The 19,587-nt window shown below is 56.5% G+C and carries 22 protein-coding genes; all 22 read left to right on the forward strand.

All coding sequences use genetic code 11. From position 1 onward, the window contains the following. The first annotated feature begins 2 nt into the window (after positions 1 to 2). The 22 genes from AC2VLR_RS04720 to ispC all read left to right on the forward strand — a co-directional run bounded on the left by AC2VLR_RS04720 (position 3) and on the right by ispC (position 19,580). Positions 3 to 1,268 carry an IscS subfamily cysteine desulfurase gene (locus tag AC2VLR_RS04720; RefSeq protein ID WP_486881076.1) on the forward strand — a complete coding sequence of 422 codons (1,266 nt, stop codon included), beginning with the start codon at positions 3 to 5 and terminating at the stop codon, positions 1,266 to 1,268. Positions 1,269 to 1,292: 24 nt separating this feature from the next. Further along, positions 1,293 to 1,724: a Fe-S cluster assembly scaffold IscU gene (gene iscU, locus AC2VLR_RS04725; protein WP_486881077.1), complete on the forward strand. Its 432-nt coding sequence runs from the start codon at positions 1,293 to 1,295 to the stop codon at positions 1,722 to 1,724. Between the two features lie 10 nt (positions 1,725 to 1,734). Beyond that, entirely contained in the window at positions 1,735 to 2,058 is a 324-nt protein-coding gene (iscA, locus tag AC2VLR_RS04730) for an iron-sulfur cluster assembly protein IscA (RefSeq protein ID WP_215844607.1), read from the forward strand. Next, on the forward strand, positions 2,058 to 2,675 hold the full coding sequence (gene hscB / locus AC2VLR_RS04735) for a Fe-S protein assembly co-chaperone HscB (protein WP_486881078.1): 618 nt from the start codon (positions 2,058 to 2,060) through the stop codon (positions 2,673 to 2,675). Before iscA ends, hscB begins: the two co-directional genes overlap by 1 nt. Before the next feature lie 39 nt (positions 2,676 to 2,714). Beyond that, complete coding sequence (hscA, locus tag AC2VLR_RS04740; RefSeq protein ID WP_486881079.1) at positions 2,715 to 4,580, forward strand: Fe-S protein assembly chaperone HscA; 1,866 nt, start codon at positions 2,715 to 2,717, stop codon at positions 4,578 to 4,580. Next, complete coding sequence (gene fdx / locus AC2VLR_RS04745) at positions 4,581 to 4,919, forward strand: ISC system 2Fe-2S type ferredoxin (RefSeq protein ID WP_486881080.1); 339 nt, start codon at positions 4,581 to 4,583, stop codon at positions 4,917 to 4,919. It abuts the gene before it with no gap. Then, a complete protein-coding gene (gene iscX / locus AC2VLR_RS04750; protein ID WP_486881081.1) occupies positions 4,919 to 5,113 on the forward strand; it encodes a Fe-S cluster assembly protein IscX in 195 nt (64 codons plus the stop codon). The genes fdx and iscX overlap by 1 nt, the downstream gene beginning before the upstream one ends. Positions 5,114 to 5,125: 12 nt before the next feature. Beyond that, positions 5,126 to 6,193, forward strand: a complete 1,068-nt coding sequence (gene mnmA, locus AC2VLR_RS04755) for a tRNA 2-thiouridine(34) synthase MnmA (RefSeq protein ID WP_486881082.1) — start codon at positions 5,126 to 5,128, stop codon at positions 6,191 to 6,193. 315 nt (positions 6,194 to 6,508) lie between these two features. Further along, positions 6,509 to 7,786 (forward strand): DEAD/DEAH box helicase, encoded by a 1,278-nt coding sequence (locus tag AC2VLR_RS04760; RefSeq protein WP_486881083.1) that lies wholly within the window; start codon positions 6,509 to 6,511, stop codon positions 7,784 to 7,786. Between the two features lie 90 nt (positions 7,787 to 7,876). Then, complete coding sequence (gene phoB, locus AC2VLR_RS04765) at positions 7,877 to 8,587, forward strand: phosphate regulon transcriptional regulator PhoB (RefSeq protein ID WP_486881084.1); 711 nt, start codon at positions 7,877 to 7,879, stop codon at positions 8,585 to 8,587. A 50-nt stretch (positions 8,588 to 8,637) separates the two neighbouring features. Beyond that, the gene (gene phoR / locus AC2VLR_RS04770) at positions 8,638 to 9,978 is read left to right on the forward strand and encodes a phosphate regulon sensor histidine kinase PhoR (protein ID WP_486881085.1); all 1,341 of its coding nucleotides are present in this window, start codon (positions 8,638 to 8,640) and stop codon (positions 9,976 to 9,978) included. Between the two features lie 99 nt (positions 9,979 to 10,077). Then, complete coding sequence (gene pstB, locus AC2VLR_RS04775; RefSeq protein WP_486881086.1) at positions 10,078 to 10,845, forward strand: phosphate ABC transporter ATP-binding protein PstB; 768 nt, start codon at positions 10,078 to 10,080, stop codon at positions 10,843 to 10,845. 13 nt (positions 10,846 to 10,858) lie between these two features. Next, entirely contained in the window at positions 10,859 to 11,572 is a 714-nt protein-coding gene (phoU, locus tag AC2VLR_RS04780; protein ID WP_486881087.1) for a phosphate signaling complex protein PhoU, read from the forward strand. Between the two features lie 2 nt (positions 11,573 to 11,574). Then, a complete protein-coding gene (locus AC2VLR_RS04785; RefSeq protein ID WP_486881088.1) occupies positions 11,575 to 13,086 on the forward strand; it encodes a Ppx/GppA phosphatase family protein in 1,512 nt (503 codons plus the stop codon). Between the two features lie 33 nt (positions 13,087 to 13,119). After that, positions 13,120 to 13,707: a DedA family protein gene (locus AC2VLR_RS04790; RefSeq protein ID WP_486881089.1), complete on the forward strand. Its 588-nt coding sequence runs from the start codon at positions 13,120 to 13,122 to the stop codon at positions 13,705 to 13,707. Positions 13,708 to 13,891: 184 nt separating this feature from the next. Next, complete coding sequence (rpsB, locus tag AC2VLR_RS04795; protein ID WP_486881090.1) at positions 13,892 to 14,644, forward strand: 30S ribosomal protein S2; 753 nt, start codon at positions 13,892 to 13,894, stop codon at positions 14,642 to 14,644. A gap of 30 nt (positions 14,645 to 14,674) precedes the next feature. Further along, positions 14,675 to 15,553, forward strand: coding sequence for a translation elongation factor Ts (gene tsf, locus AC2VLR_RS04800; RefSeq protein WP_486881091.1), 879 nt, complete (start codon positions 14,675 to 14,677; stop codon positions 15,551 to 15,553). Beyond that, the gene (gene pyrH, locus AC2VLR_RS04805; RefSeq protein WP_215844391.1) at positions 15,554 to 16,279 is read left to right on the forward strand and encodes a UMP kinase; all 726 of its coding nucleotides are present in this window, start codon (positions 15,554 to 15,556) and stop codon (positions 16,277 to 16,279) included. Next, a complete protein-coding gene (gene frr, locus AC2VLR_RS04810) occupies positions 16,276 to 16,836 on the forward strand; it encodes a ribosome recycling factor (RefSeq protein ID WP_215844390.1) in 561 nt (186 codons plus the stop codon). Before pyrH ends, frr begins: the two co-directional genes overlap by 4 nt. A 4-nt stretch (positions 16,837 to 16,840) precedes the next feature. Continuing rightward, complete coding sequence (gene uppS, locus AC2VLR_RS04815; protein ID WP_486881092.1) at positions 16,841 to 17,605, forward strand: polyprenyl diphosphate synthase; 765 nt, start codon at positions 16,841 to 16,843, stop codon at positions 17,603 to 17,605. Beyond that, entirely contained in the window at positions 17,587 to 18,405 is an 819-nt protein-coding gene (locus AC2VLR_RS04820) for a phosphatidate cytidylyltransferase (RefSeq protein WP_486881093.1), read from the forward strand. The genes uppS and AC2VLR_RS04820 overlap by 19 nt, the downstream gene beginning before the upstream one ends. Then, positions 18,402 to 19,580, forward strand: coding sequence for a 1-deoxy-D-xylulose-5-phosphate reductoisomerase (ispC, locus tag AC2VLR_RS04825; protein WP_486881094.1), 1,179 nt, complete (start codon positions 18,402 to 18,404; stop codon positions 19,578 to 19,580). The genes AC2VLR_RS04820 and ispC overlap by 4 nt, the downstream gene beginning before the upstream one ends. Positions 19,581 to 19,587: the final 7 nt, after the last annotated feature.

Below are 19,587 nucleotides of genomic sequence, written 5' to 3' on the forward strand. Positions count from 1 at the left end.
ATATGAGTTCATCGCAAATTATCGAACTGGAGAGCAAGAAACCCTTGCTGATCGATCCGGATCGTCCCATTTATCTGGATTACCAGGCAACCACGCCTGTGGATCCGCAGGTGCTGGAGCAGATGCTGCCCTACCTGACCCATGATTTCGGGAATGCGGCGAGTCGTTCTCATGCTTACGGCTGGACTGCGGAAAAAGCCGTGGATAAAGCGCGGCAGCAGGTGGCTGATGCCATTCATGCCGATCCCCGGGAGATTGTCTGGACCTCCGGTGCCACCGAGTCCACCAATCTGGCCCTGAAGGGGGCGGCCCATTTTTACTCCGGCAAGGGTAAACACATCATCACCCTGCGGACCGAGCACAAGGCGACCCTCGATACCTGCCGGCAGCTGGAGCGGGAAGGTTTTGAAGTGACCTATCTCGAAGTTCAGGAAGATGGCCTCGTCGATCTGAAAGCTTTTGAAGCCGCCATTCGTCCGGACACCATCATTGCTTCGGTGCTCTTCGTCAATAACGAAATCGGGGTCATTCAGCCCATGGCCGAGATTGGCCGGATTTTGCGGGCCCACAAGGTGCTGTTCCATGTGGATGCAGTCCAGGCACTGGGCAAAGTACCCGTGGATGTGGAGGCCATTCAGGCGGATATGATGAGCTTGTCCGGTCACAAGATTTATGGTCCCAAAGGCATCGGCGCTTTGTACGTGCGGCGCAAACCCCGGGTGCGGGTAGAAGCCCAGGTACACGGTGGTGGTCATGAGCGGGGTATGCGTTCGGGCACATTGCCTACCCACCAGATTGTCGGGATGGGGGCAGCGGCGGAGTTGGCAGTGCAGCTCATGGACAGCGACGGCCAGAGAATCGGCAAGCTGCGTGATCGTCTGCTCAAAGGCATTCAGGACCGCGTCGAGGAAACCTACATCAATGGCAGTATGGAACATCGGGTACCTCATAACCTGAATATCAGTTTTGCCTTTGTTGAAGGCGAATCCCTGATCATGGCCCTCAAGGAAATCGCGGTTTCCAGCGGTTCAGCCTGTACTTCGGCGAGTTTGGAGCCATCTTATGTACTGCGGGCGTTGGGTAAATCCGACGAGCTGGCCCACAGTTCCATTCGTTTCGGTATCGGCCGCTTTACGACCGAAGCTGAAATTGATGCCACCATCGAGTTGATTGCCGGCAAGGTGGGCAAGCTGCGGGAATTGTCCCCGCTCTGGGAAATGCATCTGGAGGGCATCGATCTTAACAGTATTCAGTGGGCCGCTCATTAAGGCCCCCAAGCAAGGAGAACAGTCATGGCATACAGTGAAAAAGTCATCGATCATTATGAAAATCCCCGCAATGTCGGGGCAATGGACAAGGACGACAGCGGCGTCGGTACTGGCATGGTAGGTGCCCCCGCCTGCGGTGACGTGATGCGTCTGCAGATCAAGGTGAACGCCCAGGGCATTATCGAAGATGCCAAATTCAAGACCTATGGTTGTGGTTCGGCCATCGCCTCCAGTTCTCTGGTCACGGAATGGGTCAAGGGTAAAACGCTTGATGAAGCCATGACCATCAAGAACAGTCATATTGCCGAGGAGCTGGAATTGCCTCCGGTCAAAATCCACTGTTCCGTGCTGGCTGAAGACGCCATCAAGGCGGCCGTGGAAGACTATCGCAGCAAGCAGGGTGCTGCTCAGGCCAGCCAGGGTGGCGAAGCGTTGTCCGCCCAGGTGGCGCACTGAGGATGCCGCTATGGCTTTGACTTTATCCGAAAGTGCTGTCCAGCAGGTACGCAAGAGTATTGCCAAGCGTGGGAAGGGGCTGGGTATTCGCATTGGGGTCAAAACCAGTGGCTGTTCCGGCTTGTCTTATGTGATGGAATTTGTGGACACGCCCAATCCGGAGGATATGGTATTTCCACATGATGACGTCAGTCTTTTTGTGGACCCCAAGAGCCTGATTTATCTGGATGGTACCCAGCTAGATTTCACCCGTGAAGGCCTTAATGAGGGGTTCCGTTTCAATAACCCCAATGTCAAGGATTCCTGCGGCTGCGGCGAGAGTTTTACGACCTGATGGCGGATTCGTGTATTCAGTGCGGGGCGGAGCTTGGTGTTCCCCCCGCATTTTGTCATATTTGCGGCACTATTCAGCCGTTTCGTCCGGAATTGTCCCTGTTTGCGGTGGTCGGCCTTCCAGCCAGTTTTGACCTGGATGCCCAGTCTTTGCGGCAGCGGGTGCTGGATTTTCAGAAAATGCTCCATCCCGATCGCTTTGCCCATGCCGATGCGACCAAACGCCGTTATTCCCTGGAATGGAGTACGCGGCTGAACGAGGCGCTGGCGATTCTGCGGGATCCCCTGAAACGCGCCGATTATCTTCTCCAGGCCCAGGGTGTGGATGCCCTGGGTGAGCAGGTCAAAGTTGCTGATCCGGCGCTGTTGATGTCTCAGATGATGTATCGGGAACGTCTGGAAGATCTGCTGGCGGCCAAGGACCTGCAGGGGCTGGAGGCGCTGCGCACAGAGGTGACCGCAGCAGGCGATAAAGCCATTGCAAAGCTCGGCATCTTTCTGAAAACCTTGCCCTGTTCGCAAAGCGCTGCTGCCGGAGCCGTGTTGCGTGAACTGCAGTTTCTGGACAAGCTTCAGGACGAAATCGACCGTGGCGAAGAATCCTTGCAGAACCTCTAATGCTGGAGGGCAGACTATGAATACACAAGGTGTTACAGTATGGCTTTGATGCAAATTGCAGAACCGGGCATGACCGCAGATCCCCATCAACGGCGTCTGGCTATTGGTATTGATCTGGGAACCACCCACTCGTTGGTGGCTTCCGTGCTGTCGGCGGTGCCTACCGTCATGCGCGATCATGCTGGCAAGTACCTCCTGCCTTCGGTGGTGCGCTATCTGGAAAATGATGAGGTTTCCGTAGGTTATCCGGCGCTGGCAGCCGCAGGCCAGGATCCGCATAACACCATAGCATCGGTCAAACGCTTCATGGGGCGGGGCCATGCCGATGTCCAGAAGCTGGCGGGCCATTTGCCCTATGATCTGGTACCTGATGAGGGTATGTTGCGGTTGCGAACCCGGGCGGGCGAAAAGTCGCCAGTAGAAGTCTCTGCTGAAATCCTCCGGGTACTCAAAGCCCTGGCTGTGGAAACCCTGGGTGCTGAGCCGGAAGGGGCGGTGATTACCGTGCCTGCCTATTTTGATGAGGCACAGCGCCAGGCGACCAAAGATGCGGCCCGCCTGGCCGGTCTGCAGGTGCTGCGCCTGCTGGCCGAGCCGACGGCGGCGGCGGTAGCTTACGGACTGGATAAAAAAAGTGAAGGTTTGTTCGCCATTTATGATTTGGGCGGGGGCACTTTTGATATTTCCATATTGCGTTTGCAGGCGGGGGTGTTCGAGGTGCTGGCGACGGCCGGAGATACTGCCCTGGGTGGCGACGACATGGATCACGCCATTGCTGAGTGGCTGATTGCCGAATCTGGTTCCCGCCAGGGTGATCCCGTCTGGCGGCGGCAACTGTTGCAGCAAGCCCGTCAGGCCAAGGAGGCGCTGACCGAGCAGGAACAGGTGCCGATTCATCTGGAGCGCGAAGCGGGCCACTCCCGCGCGCTGACTTTGTCGCGCAAGCAGTTTGCAGAGCTGATCCAGCCGGTGCTGCAACGTACTTTGCCCGCCTGTCGCCGCGCCCTGCGCGATGCGGGTCTTAAAGTGAGTGATTTGGATGGTGTGGTGCTGGTGGGCGGGGCAACCCGGGTACCGGCTTTACGCAGCCTCGTCGCTGAATTTTTTCAGCAGCCGCCGCTGACAGATATTGATCCCGACCAGGTCGTAGCCCTGGGAGCTGCTATCCAGGCAGATGCACTGGTCGGCAATCAGCGTGAAGACCTGTTGTTGATGGATGTTCTGCCGCTGTCTCTGGGCCTCGAAACCATGGGCGGTCTGGTGGAAAAAATCATCCCCCGCAATACGCCCATACCTGCTGCCAAAGCCCAGGAGTTCACGACTTTCAAGGACGGCCAGACGGCTATGAGTATCCATGTACTGCAGGGTGAACGGGATCTGGTGCAGGACTGCCGTTCCCTGGCACGCTTCAGTTTGCGCGGCATTCCCCCCATGGTAGCCGGAGCTGCCCGTATTCGCGTGACTTTCCAGGTGGATGCCGATGGCTTGTTGACGGTGTCGGCGGATGAAAGTAGCACAGGGGTGCGCTCGGAAGTGATCGTCAAACCCAGTTTTGGTCTGGATGACGCGGAAATTGCCCGCATGCTCCAGGAATCTTTTGCGCATGGCGCCGATGATGTGGCCCAGCGGCGTCTTGCTGAAGCCCGGGTAGAGGGAGAGCGGGTCCTTGAGGCCTTGCAGGGGGCATTGCAAAGCGATGCAGCACTGCTGGATGCTACAGAACAAGCCCGCCTGGATGCGGCACGCCAAGATCTGCAGCAATGCCTGAGCGGCAGCGATGCCGATGTCATTCAGAAAGCGGCCGAGGCCGTCGAAGCGGCGGCTGAACCCTTGGTGCAAAGGCGTATGGATAGTGCCCTGCAGCGGGCCATTGCCGGCCGTTCCATAGATGATCTGGGAGATTAAATGACGAAAATACAAGTCCTACCCAACGCCGAATTATGTCCCGAAGGGGCGGAATTCGAGGCAGAACCGGGGGAAACCATCATTGCTGCCGCCATGCGCCATCATATTGCCATTGAACATGCCTGCGAGATGTCTTGTGCCTGTACCACCTGTCATGTCATTTTGCGGGAAGGTTTTGACAGCCTCGAAGCCGCCGAGGAAAAAGAGGAAGATCTGCTGGACAAGGCCTGGGGACTGGAGCCGACTTCGCGCCTGAGTTGTCAGGCCAAAGTGGCGGATACGCCCCTGGTCATTGAAATACCCAAATACACCATCAATCTGGAAAAGGAGCGGCACTGATGCACTGGGGCGATACCATGGACATTGTCTTCGCGCTGGATGAGGCGCATCCCGAAGCGGATGTGCAATTGCTCCGTTTCACGGACTTGCATCGCTGGATTGTGGAACTTCCAGATTTTGATGATGATCCGGACAAGTCCAGTGAGGGTATTCTCGAAGCCATCCAGATGGCCTGGCTGGCCGAGAAGGACTGAGGGCTACTGAAGATGGCGGCACCCAAGGCGCTGGTGGCCCTTTCCGGTGGGGTGGATTCTGCGGTAGCCGCTATTCTCATGCAGGAACAAGGCTATGATCTGGTAGGCGTGACCATGCGTCTCTGGCCGAAAAGTCGCTGTTGTGACGAAAAAGATATTGAAGATGCCGCCGAAGTCTGTGCCCGTCTGCAGATTCCCTATCAGGTGCTGGATTATCGGGAGGCTTTTCGCCAGCAGGTCGTAGATGTGTTTGTCGCAGAATATCAGGCTGGGCGCACGCCCAATCCCTGTGCGCGCTGCAATCAATTTCTGAAGTTCGATGCGCTGTTGGAAGAAGGTAAAAACCTGGGCGCCAGTATCCTGGCTACGGGCCACTACGCCCGGCTGCTGGAGACGGAATCCGGCACCGCCCTGTTGCGCGGCGAAGATGCCGGCAAAGACCAGTCCTATTTTCTTTTTGCCCTGGGTGCCGGACTGCTCCCGCAGTTGCGTTTTCCCGTCGGAGCCATGCACAAGGACGAGGTCCGTGCCTTGGCCCGCAAACATGCCTTGCCGGTGGCCGCCAAACAGGATTCCCAGGATATCTGTTTTGTCCCGGACGGAGACTACCGCCGTTTTCTCGCCGATTACGCCGGACTGGATCTGGAGCAGGAAGGGGAGATGGTGGACAGCAGTGGTCAGGTCATCGGTCATCATGCCGGCGTCCTCAATTTTACCGTGGGACAACGCAAGGGCTTGGGCGGAGGTGGTGGTCAGCCACGCTATGTGCTGGCCTTGGATCCCGTCCGCAATCAAGTCCGGGTAGGCAGCGAAAAGGAGCTCTACCAGCCCCGGGCTTATTTGCAGGAATGTAACTGGCTGTTGCCCTTGGATGCCTCCAGGGAGCATCCGGTCACGGTGAAATTACGTTATCGTTCCCGCCCTGAACCGGGGATTTTGTTTCTGAAAGAGCAGGGGCGGGCCGAAATCCACTTTGCCGAGGGACAACGGGCCATCACTCCCGGACAAGCGGCCGTCTGTTATGCGGGGGAGCGGCTGCTCGGCGGGGGCTGGATCTGTATCGCTGAAAAGCCAGCCTGAAGGAAAACTGCAGTCATAAGCTCTATCAGCCTCAGAACGCCGGTTAGGGGAGATGTTTTTTGCGACTTTGGCCCGAGCCCCAGAACAACAGGCAAGGGACGTTGGAGCAAAAAACATCTCCCCTAACCGGCGTTTTTATGGAGTGATTCGTTTCTGACAGGCATTCCTCGTATTTATGTTGATATTCTGATAGAGTCCGCTTGCCGTCATGAAACAGTCTGTGTGACGGTCGTTTGCATTGGTCCCCACCTTGATGAAGCGTCTGCCCAGACTGGCGCCCCTGTGGCGAGGCCGGTGTTTTCGGAGTACTTCCCTATGTCTTCTGATTTCGCATCACTCGGACTTTCCGAGCCCATTTGCCGTGCTGCCGCCGAACGCGGTTATACCACCCCCACCCCCATCCAGACCCAGGCTATTCCTGCGGTGTTGTCCGGGGTCGATTTGCTCGCTGGCGCGCAAACCGGTACCGGTAAAACGGCGGCGTTTGCCATGCCGATTCTCCACCAGCTCGCTGCCACGTCGGCAACGGCGTTTCACGGTCCTTCCAGTGTGCGGGCATTGATTCTTGTCCCGACCCGCGAGCTGGCGGCCCAGGTGGAAGAAAGTGTGCAGCTTTACGGAAAAAACTTATCCCTGCGCTCCCTGATCCTTATTGGCGGCGTCAAAATTAATCCGCAAATGCAGAAGTTGCGCCGCAGTGTGGATGTGCTGGTGGCGACTCCCGGACGTTTGCTGGACCATATCCAACAGCGTAGTGTGGACTTGTCCCATGTGGAGATTCTGGTACTCGATGAAGCCGATCGTATGCTGGATATGGGTTTTATTCGTGATATTCGCCGCATTCTCGCCATACTCCCCAAAAAGCGTCAGAATTTATTGTTTTCGGCCACTTTTTCGCCGGAAATCCGGGCCCTGGCCGATGGCCTGCTGAATAATCCGGTCAGTGTCGAGGTGGCCAGCCGCAATGCCACAGCCGATACGGTATCCCAGCGCTTTTATGCGGTTGATCAGGAGCGCAAGCGCGAACTGCTGGCTCATCTCATTCGGGAAGACCAATGGCATCAGGTGTTGGTGTTTACCCGGACCAAGCATGGCGCGGATCGCTTGGCAAAGCAGCTTTCCCAGGAAGGGATGCAGGCCATGGCGATTCATGGCAATAAAAGTCAGGGCGCACGCACCCGGGCCCTGGCAGAATTCAAGGAAGGCAAAGTTCGGGTGCTGGTGGCCACCGACATCGCCGCACGCGGCATAGACATCAGCGAACTCCCTCATGTGGTGAATTTCGAACTGCCCCATGTGCCGGAAGATTATGTGCATCGCATCGGCCGCACGGGCAGAGCCGGAAATAACGGGCAGGCGGTGTCCCTGGTCAGTGTGGATGAACGCAAGCAGTTGGCTGATGTCGAGAAACTGCTGAAACGGTCGTTTGCCAAGGAAACTGTGCTTGGCTTTGAACCCCGACAACATTTTCCCAGTCATCAGCCGGCAGCCCAGGCGCGCCGTCCATCGACTCCCGGGGCTCAGCGCAGAACCCCGAGCCGGTCTGCGGGTGGCGGAATTCGCGTCCGGGAGCGGCCCAAAACGTCTGCATAGCGTGGAATGGCCCGCTTTGGCCTTGGCAGACCCCCTGCTGATCGGTCACAATGCTCGATCTAAAGAGCGTTAATCCGAGATAAGTCAGATATGGAAGAAGAAAAGGTTTCCTCTGCGCGCATTCTGGTTGTTGAGGATGAGGAAGGTATTCAGGAGTTGCTGCGGGTAGCCTTGCAACGTCATGGTTTTGAAGTGCGCTGTGAAGGCAGCGTGGAAACCGCAGAGCCCGCCCTTAAAAACTGGGCTCCGCAAATGATGATTCTCGACTGGATGCTGCCGGGAGAAAACGGGGTGGCCTGGTGCAGACTGTTGCGGCGCCGTGAGGAAACCCAGAAGCTGCCGATTATCCTCCTGACCGCACGGGGAGAAGAGGGCGACCGGGTACATGGTCTCGAATCCGGTGCCGACGACTATCTCGCCAAACCCTTTTCCCCCCGTGAACTGGTAGCGCGAGTCAACGCGCTGTTACGGCGCAGCTATGGCAATCATTCAGCGGGCGTGGTCAAGCTGGGTGAATTGCAGGTCGATTTGCGCGCGCATCGGGTCTATGTGCAAGAGGTTCAGCTGCACCTCGGTCCTACGGAGTTTCGCCTTTTACGCCTTTTCGTCACCAATCCTGATCGCGTTTTTTCCCGGGATATGCTCCTGGATCAAATCTGGGGACGCCAGAGTTTTATTGAAGAACGCACCGTAGATGTCCATATCCGGCGTCTGCGGCGAGTGCTGGATGAGTATGGTCATGCCCATATTATCGAGACCGTGCGCGGCGAAGGATATCGCTGCAGCGCCGTTACCGGATGAAGCATGTTTCTTCATTCCCTTGATGTCCGGCAAGCGCTCTACCTGATCCTGTGAAAATACTGCGCGCCTGGATTTTCCCACTGGCGGTATGGGCATTGATCCCCCTGTTTCTGGCCGCAGATAACTTGCGCGCCTGGTCTTATCTTCCTCCGGTGATTATCGCCCTGATTCTGGCGGCCTGGGTGGCCTGGCATCGCCAGCAGTCCCAGAGTTTCAGCGCCTGGTTTCGTAATCCGGATACCCAGCTTCCGCCGCTGGCCGGAGGGCTCTGGGAGGAGACCTTCGCCGACGGTTATCACTGGCGGCGTGATCAGGAAGCCCGGCAACGCCAGTTGAGTGCCCAGATTCTGCAGTTGCGTGATGCCCTTCAGGCGATGCCGGACGTGGTGGTGCTCATGGATGAACGCGGGCAACTGGTCTGGGTGAATCCTTCGGGTATTCGTCTTTTGCAGTTGCAATGGCCTGATGATGTGGGTAAACCCCTGGCGTTCTGGTTGCGCACCCCTGATCTGCGCGCTTTTTTGAGTGGCGATGGGCCTTCCAGTATGCAGTTACCAGCCCCGGCAGATACCCAGTTGCTGCTGGAAGGGGTGCGTTATCCTCTGGCAGGTGCCGGCGCATTGGTGATTTTTCGCGATGTTACGCGCATCCGCCAACTGGAACAGGTCCGACAGGATTTTGTGGCCAACGTATCCCACGAGCTGCGCAGCCCCTTGACGGTAGTCCGGGGCTTTCTGGAGAATTTACTGGACGGACCCCTGGCAGACGATGAGGAAGTCGGCAGTCAGCTGTATTTGATGGAACAACAAACCCTGCGCATGCAGTCCCTGGTCGAGGATTTGCTGTCACTGGCACGCATGGAAGCTGCCGAAGCTGAACCCGAGCGCTGTGATACGGTCCAGATCAGCCCTCTGGTGCTGGGCCTTCTGGAAACCTTGCGACCCGCTATCGTCGAAAAAAATCTGCAGATGCATACGGAGCTGGATGAGTCTCTCGGCATTTTTGCGGAGCAGGTGGACCTCACCAGTATCATCCGCAATCTGCTCGAAAATGCCATCAAGTACACCCCTGTGGGAAGGTGTATTACCGTGCGCTGGGGACAGAGTCCCGATGGGCTGCGCCTGATGGTAGAGGATACGGGGGATGGAATTGCCGCCGAGCATCTACAAAGAATTACCGAGCGTTTTTATCGCGTCGACAAAGGCCGGTCGCGGCGGATGGGGGGGACGGGTCTGGGGCTGGCGATTGTCCGTCATGCCGTGGAACGCTACTACGGTCATCTGGATGTTCGCAGTGAAATTGGCGTGGGGACAACTTTTACGGCACAGTTTCCTCTGTCTTTGGCGCGAAATGTGACGGTTGGCGCCGACACTGTCATAAAACGGTCATAAAACCTTGCTATGGTACGTGCGTCAGGCTCAGGATGATCTGTGCTGTGTTAATCTTATTGTCTCAGGATGTTTTCTCTTGAAAAACAGGAGCCCGCTTTGATGTCGGAAACCCATAATACCAAGCTTTCGGTACGTCATCTGGATTTTTTTTATGGCAGCAATAAATCCCTGAAGGATATCAACCTGGAAATGCCCGAGAAGCAGGTCACCGCTTTTATCGGCCCATCGGGCTGCGGCAAGTCCACCTTGCTGCGGGTATTTAATCGCATGTATTCCCTTTACCCCGGACAACGTGCTACAGGAGAGGTTCTGCTGGATGGCGAAAACATTCTGTCTCCGAGTATGGACGTCAATATGCTGCGCGCCAAAATCGGTATGGTCTTCCAGAAACCGACGCCTTTCCCCATGTCCATTTACGACAATATTGCCTTTGGTATTAAGCTGTACGAAAAGCTCCGCAAAGTGGAAATGGATGAACGGGTGGAAGAGGCCCTGCGTCAGGCGGCGCTCTGGGATGAGGTCAAAGACAAGCTCAAAACCAGTGGTCTGGGTCTTTCCGGAGGACAGCAACAACGTCTGTGTATTGCCCGGGCTGTAGCGGTCAAGCCGGAAGTGATTTTACTGGACGAACCTACCTCTGCACTCGATCCTATTGCCACCCTGAAAATTGAGGAACTGGTCAGTGAGCTGCGCAACCAGTTCACCATTCTGATTGTGACCCACAACATGCAGCAGGCGGCGCGGGTGTCTGATTACACCGCTTTTATGTACTTGGGCGAGATGGTAGAGTTTGGGATGACAAATCAGATATTTACCAATCCCACCAAAAAGCAGACAGAAGATTACATCACCGGTCGGTATGGTTAAGGAGGCCTGAAACATGGACAAAGATCAGCATATTTCCCAACGTTTCAACGATGATTTGAATGAGGTGCATGAACTGGTTCTGGCGATGGGAGGAATCGTTGAGGAGCAGATCAGCAATGCCATTCGTGCCTTGCAGACCGGGGATAACGAACTGGCCCGGGAGGTCGTCGCCAGGGATCATGAAGTCAATGGTTATGAGGTGCGGATTGAGGAGGAGTGCATCAATATCCTCGCCATGCGTCAGCCGGCCGCCTCGGATTTGCGCCTGGTGATGACCCTGATCAAAAGCATCGCCGATCTTGAGCGGATGGGTGACAAGGCCAGTAAAATTGCCGATATGGTTCTGGCGATGGGGCATGGCACCCGCAATGCCAATCCGGCCTTCATGCGCGATGTCGGGGTCATGGCCGACTATGCCCTGAATATGTTGCGCCGGGCCATGGATGCTCTGGCCCGGGCTGATGCCGAGCAGGCCATCGCTGTTGCCAAGGGCGATGAGGTGCTCAATCAGGAGTATCGCTCGGCGCTGCGCCGTCTGATCACCTATATGATGGAAGATCCCCGGACCATCACCCCGGCCATTGACGCTCTGTTCATTGCCAAGGCCATTGAGCGTATTGGTGATCATGCCCGCAACATTTGTGAGTATGTGATTTATCTTGCCAAGGGCAAGAATGTCCGGCATCTTCCTCTGGAACAGGTAGAGCAAAGCATCCAGGGAAAATAATCATGACCGAACCCGAAACCACTGCAGTTCTGGAGCATTATTTGGCGGCGGTGGATCTGGGTTCCAATTCTTTTCATATGGTGGTGGCCGAAGAGTTGGGTTCAGAAATCCGGCTGCTCGATCGTCTCCGGGAGGGGGTGCGTCTGGCCGAGGGGTTGCGGGAGGATGGTACCCTGGATCCCCTGGTAGAAAAACGGGCCATAGATTGTCTGGCGCGCTTTGGTCAGCGTTTGCGGGGTATTCGTCCAGAGCGGGTGCGGGTCATCGGTACCAACACCCTGCGCCAGGCCAGCGCCGCCGAAGGCTTTGTCCAGGCCATTGAAAACACCCTGGGTTTTCCTCTGGAAATTGTGGCCGGGCGTGAAGAAGCCCGGCTGGTTTATCTGGGGGTATCTCACAGTCTGGCGGTGGATGCCAATGAACGGCGTCTGGTCATTGATATTGGCGGCGGCAGTACGGAGCTGATTGCCGGGCAGGGTTTCATCCCCCACCATCGCGAGAGCCTGCATTTTGGTTGTGTGGCTTCCAGTCGCGCTTATTTTCCCGATGATCTGATTACGGCGGTGGCTTGTGAGCGTCTGGAAAAACGGGTGCGGATGGCCGTGGATCCCATGCTTGAAGAATTTACCGGTCATGGCTGGGATCAGGCTGTGGGTTCTTCAGGAACCGTCAAGGCCATCGCCAGAGTTCTGTCGGAAAATGGTCAGGGCACCCGGATTACCCGGGATGGTATGCACTGGTTGCGTCAACAACTCCTGCAACTGGGCTCGGTGCGGGCCCTGACCCGGCTGAAAGGCCTCAAGGCCGATCGCGCCCCGGTGTTTGCGGGCGGTTTCATGATCCTGTATGGCTTGTTCGAAGCCTTGAATATTCGGGAAATGCGCTTTTCCGAAGGCGCCCTGCGCGAGGGGGCCATTTATGACCTGCTGGGCCGGATTCACCAGGAAGACACCCGTGAACTGAGTATTGTCAGTCTTCAGGAGCGCTTTCATAGTCAGGTGTTGCGCAATCGCGGGGTCCTGGCCTGGGCTGAGCATTTTTTTGCTGCGGCCCGGGAAAGCTGGTCTTTGGATGGCGCCAAGCAGCAGTGGTTGCAGTGGGCCGCTCTGACCCACGATATTGGGTTGGATATAGCCCACTCCGGCTTTCACAAACACGGAGAATATATCTGGCGAAATGCGGATCTCGCCGGATTTTCCCGTCGCGAACAGGGCGTGGTCGCGGCCTTGCTGCGCGTGCAACGCAAGCGTTTACCCCAGCAGACCTTTTTTGCGACATTGGGCATCGTCAGTGAAGATGTGCAGACGGTGCAGCGTCTGGCAGTGCTGCTGCGGCTGGCTATCCTCTTTCAACGGGATGCACAGCTATCCCGTAGCGATCTGGGCGTGCAGATAGCGGGCAAGGATTTGCGTTTTGTCCTGCCTGCTCAGGTGGCGCGCTCGATGCCTCTGCTATTGGCCGATCTGGAACAGGAACAGGAAAATATAGCTCCTGATTTCCATCTGCACTGGTAAGAGGGTGCTCTCATCGAATTTCTGAATCCGCTGTTGCACTGGTTGCATCTCCCACCCCTTACCCTGGCTGTTATCAAGGAATTTCTTCGCCAGTATGGTTACTGGATTCTTTTTGTCGGGACTTTGCTGGAAGGTGAGGCGGTGGTCATTATTGCTGGGGCTCTCGCCCATGCCGGAGTGCTCGACCTGGGGATGGTGATCCTGGTTTCCTGGTTGGGGAGTACCATCAATGATCAGGTGTTGTATCAGTTAGGTGCCCGCTATGGCCAAGGTCTGATCGATTGGTTGCCGCATTTTCTCAAGCGCCATGTGGTCCGGGCCGAGGGGCTCATTCGTCGCTTTGGTGATTGGGTGACACTGTTATTTCGCTTTATTTATGGAACCCGCACCATTACACCGATCCTCCTGGGCGTACATCATTATCCACCCCGACGCTATCTGTTGATGAATCCTCTGGCCGCAGCGGTGTGGGCGGCTGTGATTGCCGGCATCGGTTATCTGCTCGGGGCTTCTTTGCAAAGTCTGCTCACTGGCGTGCGTTATGTGCAGATCATTTTATTGCTGCTGCTTTTGATGGGCGCTTTGTTCTACTGGCTCTGGCACCGGCGCAAGGCCACCTGATTTTTACGCCTGGCGCTGAACACCGCTTGGTCTGCGCTTGCCCGGAAGGGCCGAATCATGATAAAACCCGCTGGGCTTTGCCCAAATACGCACACGTCCCCTGAGGAAATTTCCGGGTGTCCGCAAGGATGGGATTTCCGGTGGCGTGGTGGATCTTAACCCTATGAAAATTGGAGAAACATTTATGAGCAGCAATGTAAGCATGCGCGCCCTGCTGGAAGCCGGCGTACACTTTGGTCATCAGGCCCGTTACTGGCATCCCAAAATGGCCCCTTACCTTTTTGGTGAGAGGAATCGCATTCACATTATCAACCTTGAACATACCCTGCCCATGCTTCGGAGCGCGCTGGCTTTTGTCGAGCAGGTGTCGCGCAAACATGGCCGGGTTCTGTTTGTGGGTACCAAGCGCCAGGCCCGTGAGGCGGTGGAGCAGGAAGCCCGTCGTTGTGGCGCGTTTTTCGTGAATCAACGCTGGCTCGGCGGTACCTTGACCAACTTCAAAACCATCCGCCAGTCCATTCGTCGTCTCGACGAACTGGATCAGATGTCAGCCGATGGCACCATGGACAAGCTGACCAAAAAAGAAGGTTTGACCCTGTCCCGTGAGCGGGAAAAACTGGAGCGCAGCCTGGGCGGTATCAAGGAAATGAACGGCCTGCCCGATGCGATTTTTGTGATTGATGTGGGTCATGAAAATATTGCCGTGCTGGAAGCGCGCAAGCTCGGCATTCCAGTGATCGGGGTAGTAGATAGTAATTGTGATCCCCTGCTGATTGATTATCCGATTCCGGGTAATGATGACGCCACCCGGGCTATTCGTCTGTATGCTTCACTGGTGGCTGATGCCATTCTTGCCGGTCGCCAGGGAAGTGAATCCGATCTGCTCGATGAATTCGTCGAAGTGGATGAAGAAACCATTGAAATTGATGCCGACTGACGCTTTCACCACATCAGCTAAGGAGTGATCATGGCTATTAGTGCACAACAGGTAAAAGAATTGCGTGAGCGCACCGGCGCCGGCATGATGGAATGTAAAACCGTTTTGACCGAAGCCGACGGCGATATGGAAGCCGCCATCGATTTGCTGCGCACCCGTGGTCTGGCCAAGGCCGACAAGAAGGCCAGCCGGGTGGCGGCCGAGGGCGTTATCGTGACGGCCCTGGGTGCGGATCAGAAGCAGGGGATCGTTCTGGAGGTCAACTGCGAGACCGACTTTGTGGCCAAAAATGATGATTTTCTGGGTCTGGCCCGGGATTGCGCCGAGCAGGCGCTCAAGCAGGGCCTGAAAGAGGTGGATGCGCTCCTGGCGGATTCCAGTATTGAAGAGCGGCGCAAAACCCTGGTCAGCAAGCTGGGTGAAAATATCAGCGTGCGCCGCTTGCAGCATCTGCAGGTCAAGGAAGGTGTGGTCGGCGCTTATGTGCATGGCAGCCGCATCGGCGTGTTGGTAGCCCTCGAAGGGCAGGCGGCTACCGATGAGTTGGGTAAGGATGTGGCCATGCATGTGGCGGCGGCGCGCCCTGAAGTCGTCCGCCCTGATCAGGTTTCACCTGAGCGTCTGGCCCGGGAAAAAGATATTCTCGTTGCTCAGGCGGCGGAAAGCGGCAAACCTGCCGATATTATCGAAAAAATGATTTCGGGACGGCTGAACAAGCTGGTGAATGAAATCGCTTTGACTGGACAGGCTTTTGTGAAAGATCCGGACAAGACCGTGGGACAGCTGGTCAAAGCCTTTCCCGGGGTGGAAGTGGCTGAATTCATCCGTTTCGAGGTGGGTGAGGGTATAGAAAAGGCGCCGACAGCCGATTTTGCCAGTGAAGTCATGGCGCAAGTCCGGGGGTCCTGAATGACCGCCCCCCAGTACTCACGGGTGCTCCTCAAGCTCAGTGGTGAGGCTTTGATGGGGGACGGGCAATACGGTGTCGACCGCGAGGTGGTGCGCCGTATGGCCCGGGAAATCAAGGATGTGGTCGATTCCGGAGTACAGGTGGCCATTGTCATCGGGGGTGGCAATATCTTTCGCGGAATGGCTAAGGCCGCCGAAGGCATGGATCGCGCTACTGCCGATTATATGGGAATGCTGGCCACGGTCATGAATGCTCTGGCGGTACAGGATGCTCTAGAGCATTTGGGCCTGCCCACACGGGTGTTGTCCGCCCTCCACATTGAACAGGTTGCCGAGCCCTACATCCGGCGCCGCGCCATCCGCCATCTGGAAAAAGGTCGGGTCGTTATTTTTGGAGCCGGAACCGGCAATCCCTTTTTTACTACCGATACCGCCGCCAGCTTGCGGGCGGTTGAAATCAATGCTGAACTGGTTCTGAAAGGTACCAAGGTTGATGGCGTCTATACCGACGATCCGGTCACCCATCCCGAAGCGATGCGTTACCGGGAACTGTCCTACAATCAGGTCCTGGAACAGAATCTACAGGTGATGGATGCCACGGCCATTACCCTCTGTCGGGATAATGACATGCCCATTATCGTTTTTTCCATCAATAAATCCGGCGCACTGATGCGGGTGATGCTGGGTGAAGAGGAAGGCACTTCGGTGCGTAGAGAGATCCCATGAGTATTCAAGAAATCAGGAAAGATGCTGAAACCCGGATGAAGAAAAGCATCGAATCCCTCAAAGGGGAGTTGACGCGTTTGCGTACCGGACGGGCCAGCGCCGGGTTGCTGGATCATGTCATGATTGATTATTACGGTGCGCCGACGCCTCTGGCCCAGGTGGCTTCGGTTTCTGTTGCCGACGCTCGTTCACTGGTAGTCACTCCCTGGGAAAAAAACCTCATTCCCAAGATTGATAAAGCCATTCGCGATGCCGGGCTGGGATTGAATCCGGTGGCGGGTTCGGACAATATTCGCGTGCCCTTGCCTGCCCTGTCAGAAGAGCGCCGCAAGGAGATGGTCAAGGTGGTCCGCCAGGAAGGGGAGGGTGCCCGGGTGGCGATTCGCAATATCCGCCGTGACAGCATCTCCCAGGTCAAGGATCTGCATAAACAGAAAGTCATTTCCGAAGATGAGGAACGTCAGGCAGAAGAGGCTTTCCAGAAGCTGACTGATCGTTTTGTGGACGAAGTGGATGCGGTGGTGGAGGCCAAGGAAGCTGACCTCATGGAGGTCTGAATCGGTGTCCGCACAGCCGATGACGCATTTTTCAACAACCCCTCGTCATGTCGCCGTGATCATGGATGGGAATGGACGTTGGGCTTATCGCCAGCATCTGCCCCGGGTGGCAGGTCACCGGCGCGGAGCCGAGGTGGTTCGGGAGATGGTCCAGTCCTGCGTCGATCTGGGCATAGCGCATCTCACTCTGTTTGCATTCAGTACGGAAAACTGGCGGCGTCCTGCCCTAGAAGTTCGTTTACTTATGAATCTGTTTCGTCTCTTGCTGAAACGCGAAGTTCGCAAGCTCCATGAAAACGGTGTGCGTTTGCGCATTATCGGCGATCGCGTTCCTCTGGAGCGGGATATCCGGCAGTTGATGGAAGAGGCGGAAGCGTTGACCCGGAATAATACCCGCTTGCAGCTCAACCTGGCCGTGAACTACGGGGGCCGCTGGGATATTTCCCAGGCCGCCAGAGCCGCAGTGGGCGCTATTTTAGCCAATGGTCAGGATCCTCAGACCCTGAGCGAACAGGATATTGCCAAGTATCTGAGTCTGGCCGAAATTCCGGAACCGGATTTACTGATTCGTACCGGTGGAGAAGAGCGGATCAGTAATTTTCTGGTCTGGCAGCTGGCTTATACGGAATTTTATTTTACCGATACGCTCTGGCCGGATTTCGACCGCGCTTCACTGGAGCATGCCCTGCATTCTTTTGCCCAGCGGCAGAGACGTTTCGGGCGAACCGGAGATCAGGTTCTGGAGGGCGATTGCTCCGTCAGCGACTGATCACCGCCGCCTTCTTGTTTCTGCTGGTCTTTATCCTGATTTTTCAGGCTTCTTCCGGGATTTTTCTGGGCTTTTTACTGGTCCTGGCGCTGCTTGCCGGACAGGAATGGGGACGCCTCAGTTTACTCCCCAAAACCTGGATCCTATTATTATCTCTCAGCTTGCTGCTGCTGTTACTCCTGCCACTCTGGCTGCGAGCTCTGTCAGGTCCGCTATTGGCGGATATGGCTGTGCTGGGATGGGTATTGTGGGCAGTAATCATGCTGGCACGCCGCCCCAGCCCGTTGCGGGACGCTCCATTCTGGCAGCGTCCATTGACCGGCATTTTACTTTTACCTGCTTTTTTACCGGCTTTCTGGTTGTCCCTGCGTCTTCAAGAGCAGATTCCCTATGCATTCTTATGGGTCATTTTGATCATCAGCGCCGGTGACATAGGGGCGATGACTTTTGGCAAATTATGGGGGAGGCGGCAACTCATCCCGCAAGTCAGCCCGGGCAAGACCTGGGAAGGATTGCTGGGTGGCTTGCTTGCCAGCGCCATTGTGGGCACACTGGGAGCCTGGATCTGGCTGGGTACCTATTGGCTTGTGCTCATGTCAGGGGCTGTGCTGGGAGCGGTGACTGCGCTATTTGCAGTCATTGGTGACCTGGCCGAAAGTTATCTGAAACGCCGCGCAGAGTGTAAGGACAGCGGGCAATTGCTGCCGGGGCATGGTGGGCTGCTCGACCGTCTGGACAGTATCAGCGCGGGTATCCCGGTGTTTGTGGCCGGGCTTTACTATCTGGGTTGGTGGAAATGACAAGAGGCATCTGCATTCTCGGAGCCACGGGCTCCATCGGTAAAAGTACTCTGGATGTGCTCTCCCGCCATCCCGAAACATTTCGAGTGGTGGCTTTGACAGGTAATCAGCGGGTTCAGGAGATGCTGGAGCTCTGCAAAATCCACCAACCGGAGCAGGTGGTGATGGCCTCGCCAGAGGCTGCCCAGCAGTTACAGGTGTTGCTGCGCGACGCCGGGCTCAAGCAAATTCGGGTAGAGAGCGGCCCCGAGGCGCTTGCCGGGGTGGCGCGTATGGATGGCGTGGATGAAGTGATGGCCGCCATCGTCGGCGCTGCCGGACTGCTGCCTACTCTGGCTGCGGTGGAGGCCGAAAAAAAAGTCTACCTGGCCAACAAGGAATGTCTGGTCATGGCCGGCAAGCTGTTCATGGACCGAGTGCGTGCTCGCAACGTGGTCCTGCTGCCCATTGATAGTGAACATAATGCGGTTTTCCAGTGTTTTGCGGATGGGCGCGGTGTGCGCCGCATTTTGCTGACGGCTTCCGGCGGTCCGTTCCGGACCTGGCCCCTGGAGCGTCTGGAAGGGGTGACTCCGGACCAGGCCTGTGCGCATCCCAACTGGGTGATGGGCCGGAAAATATCGGTGGATTCGGCGACCATGATGAACAAGGGCTTGGAAGTCATCGAGGCGCACTGGTTATTTCAGCTTCCTGCCGAACAAATTGATGTGGTCATCCATCCCCAGAGTATCATTCATTCCATGGTGGAGTACGTGGATGGCTCGGTGTTGGCGCAACTGGGCAACCCGGACATGCGCACACCCATTGCCCATGCCCTGGCCTATCCGGAGCGGATGGAGAGCGGGGTATCTTCCCTGGATTTGGCCCGGACGGCGGACTTGCAGTTCGAACAACCCGATCTGCGACGTTTTCCCTGCCTGGCCCTGGCTTTTGCGGCCCTGCGCAGCGGTGGAGCTGCGGCAACCGTTCTCAATGCTGCCAACGAAGTGGCGGTACAGGCCTTTCTCGATGAGCAGCTGCCTTTTGCCCGGATTGCAGCGCTTGTCGAAGATACACTGGCAGAACTGCAACCGGCGGCACCCGATGAACTGGATGCTGTTCTCGCCATTGATCACGAAGCCCGGGTGGTAGCTGGTCGGCATTTGCGCCGCCATGCTGCAGCTCCTTCGGCCTGATTACGGG

It is taken from the genome of Acidithiobacillus sp. TH-A117, assembly GCF_057473465.1.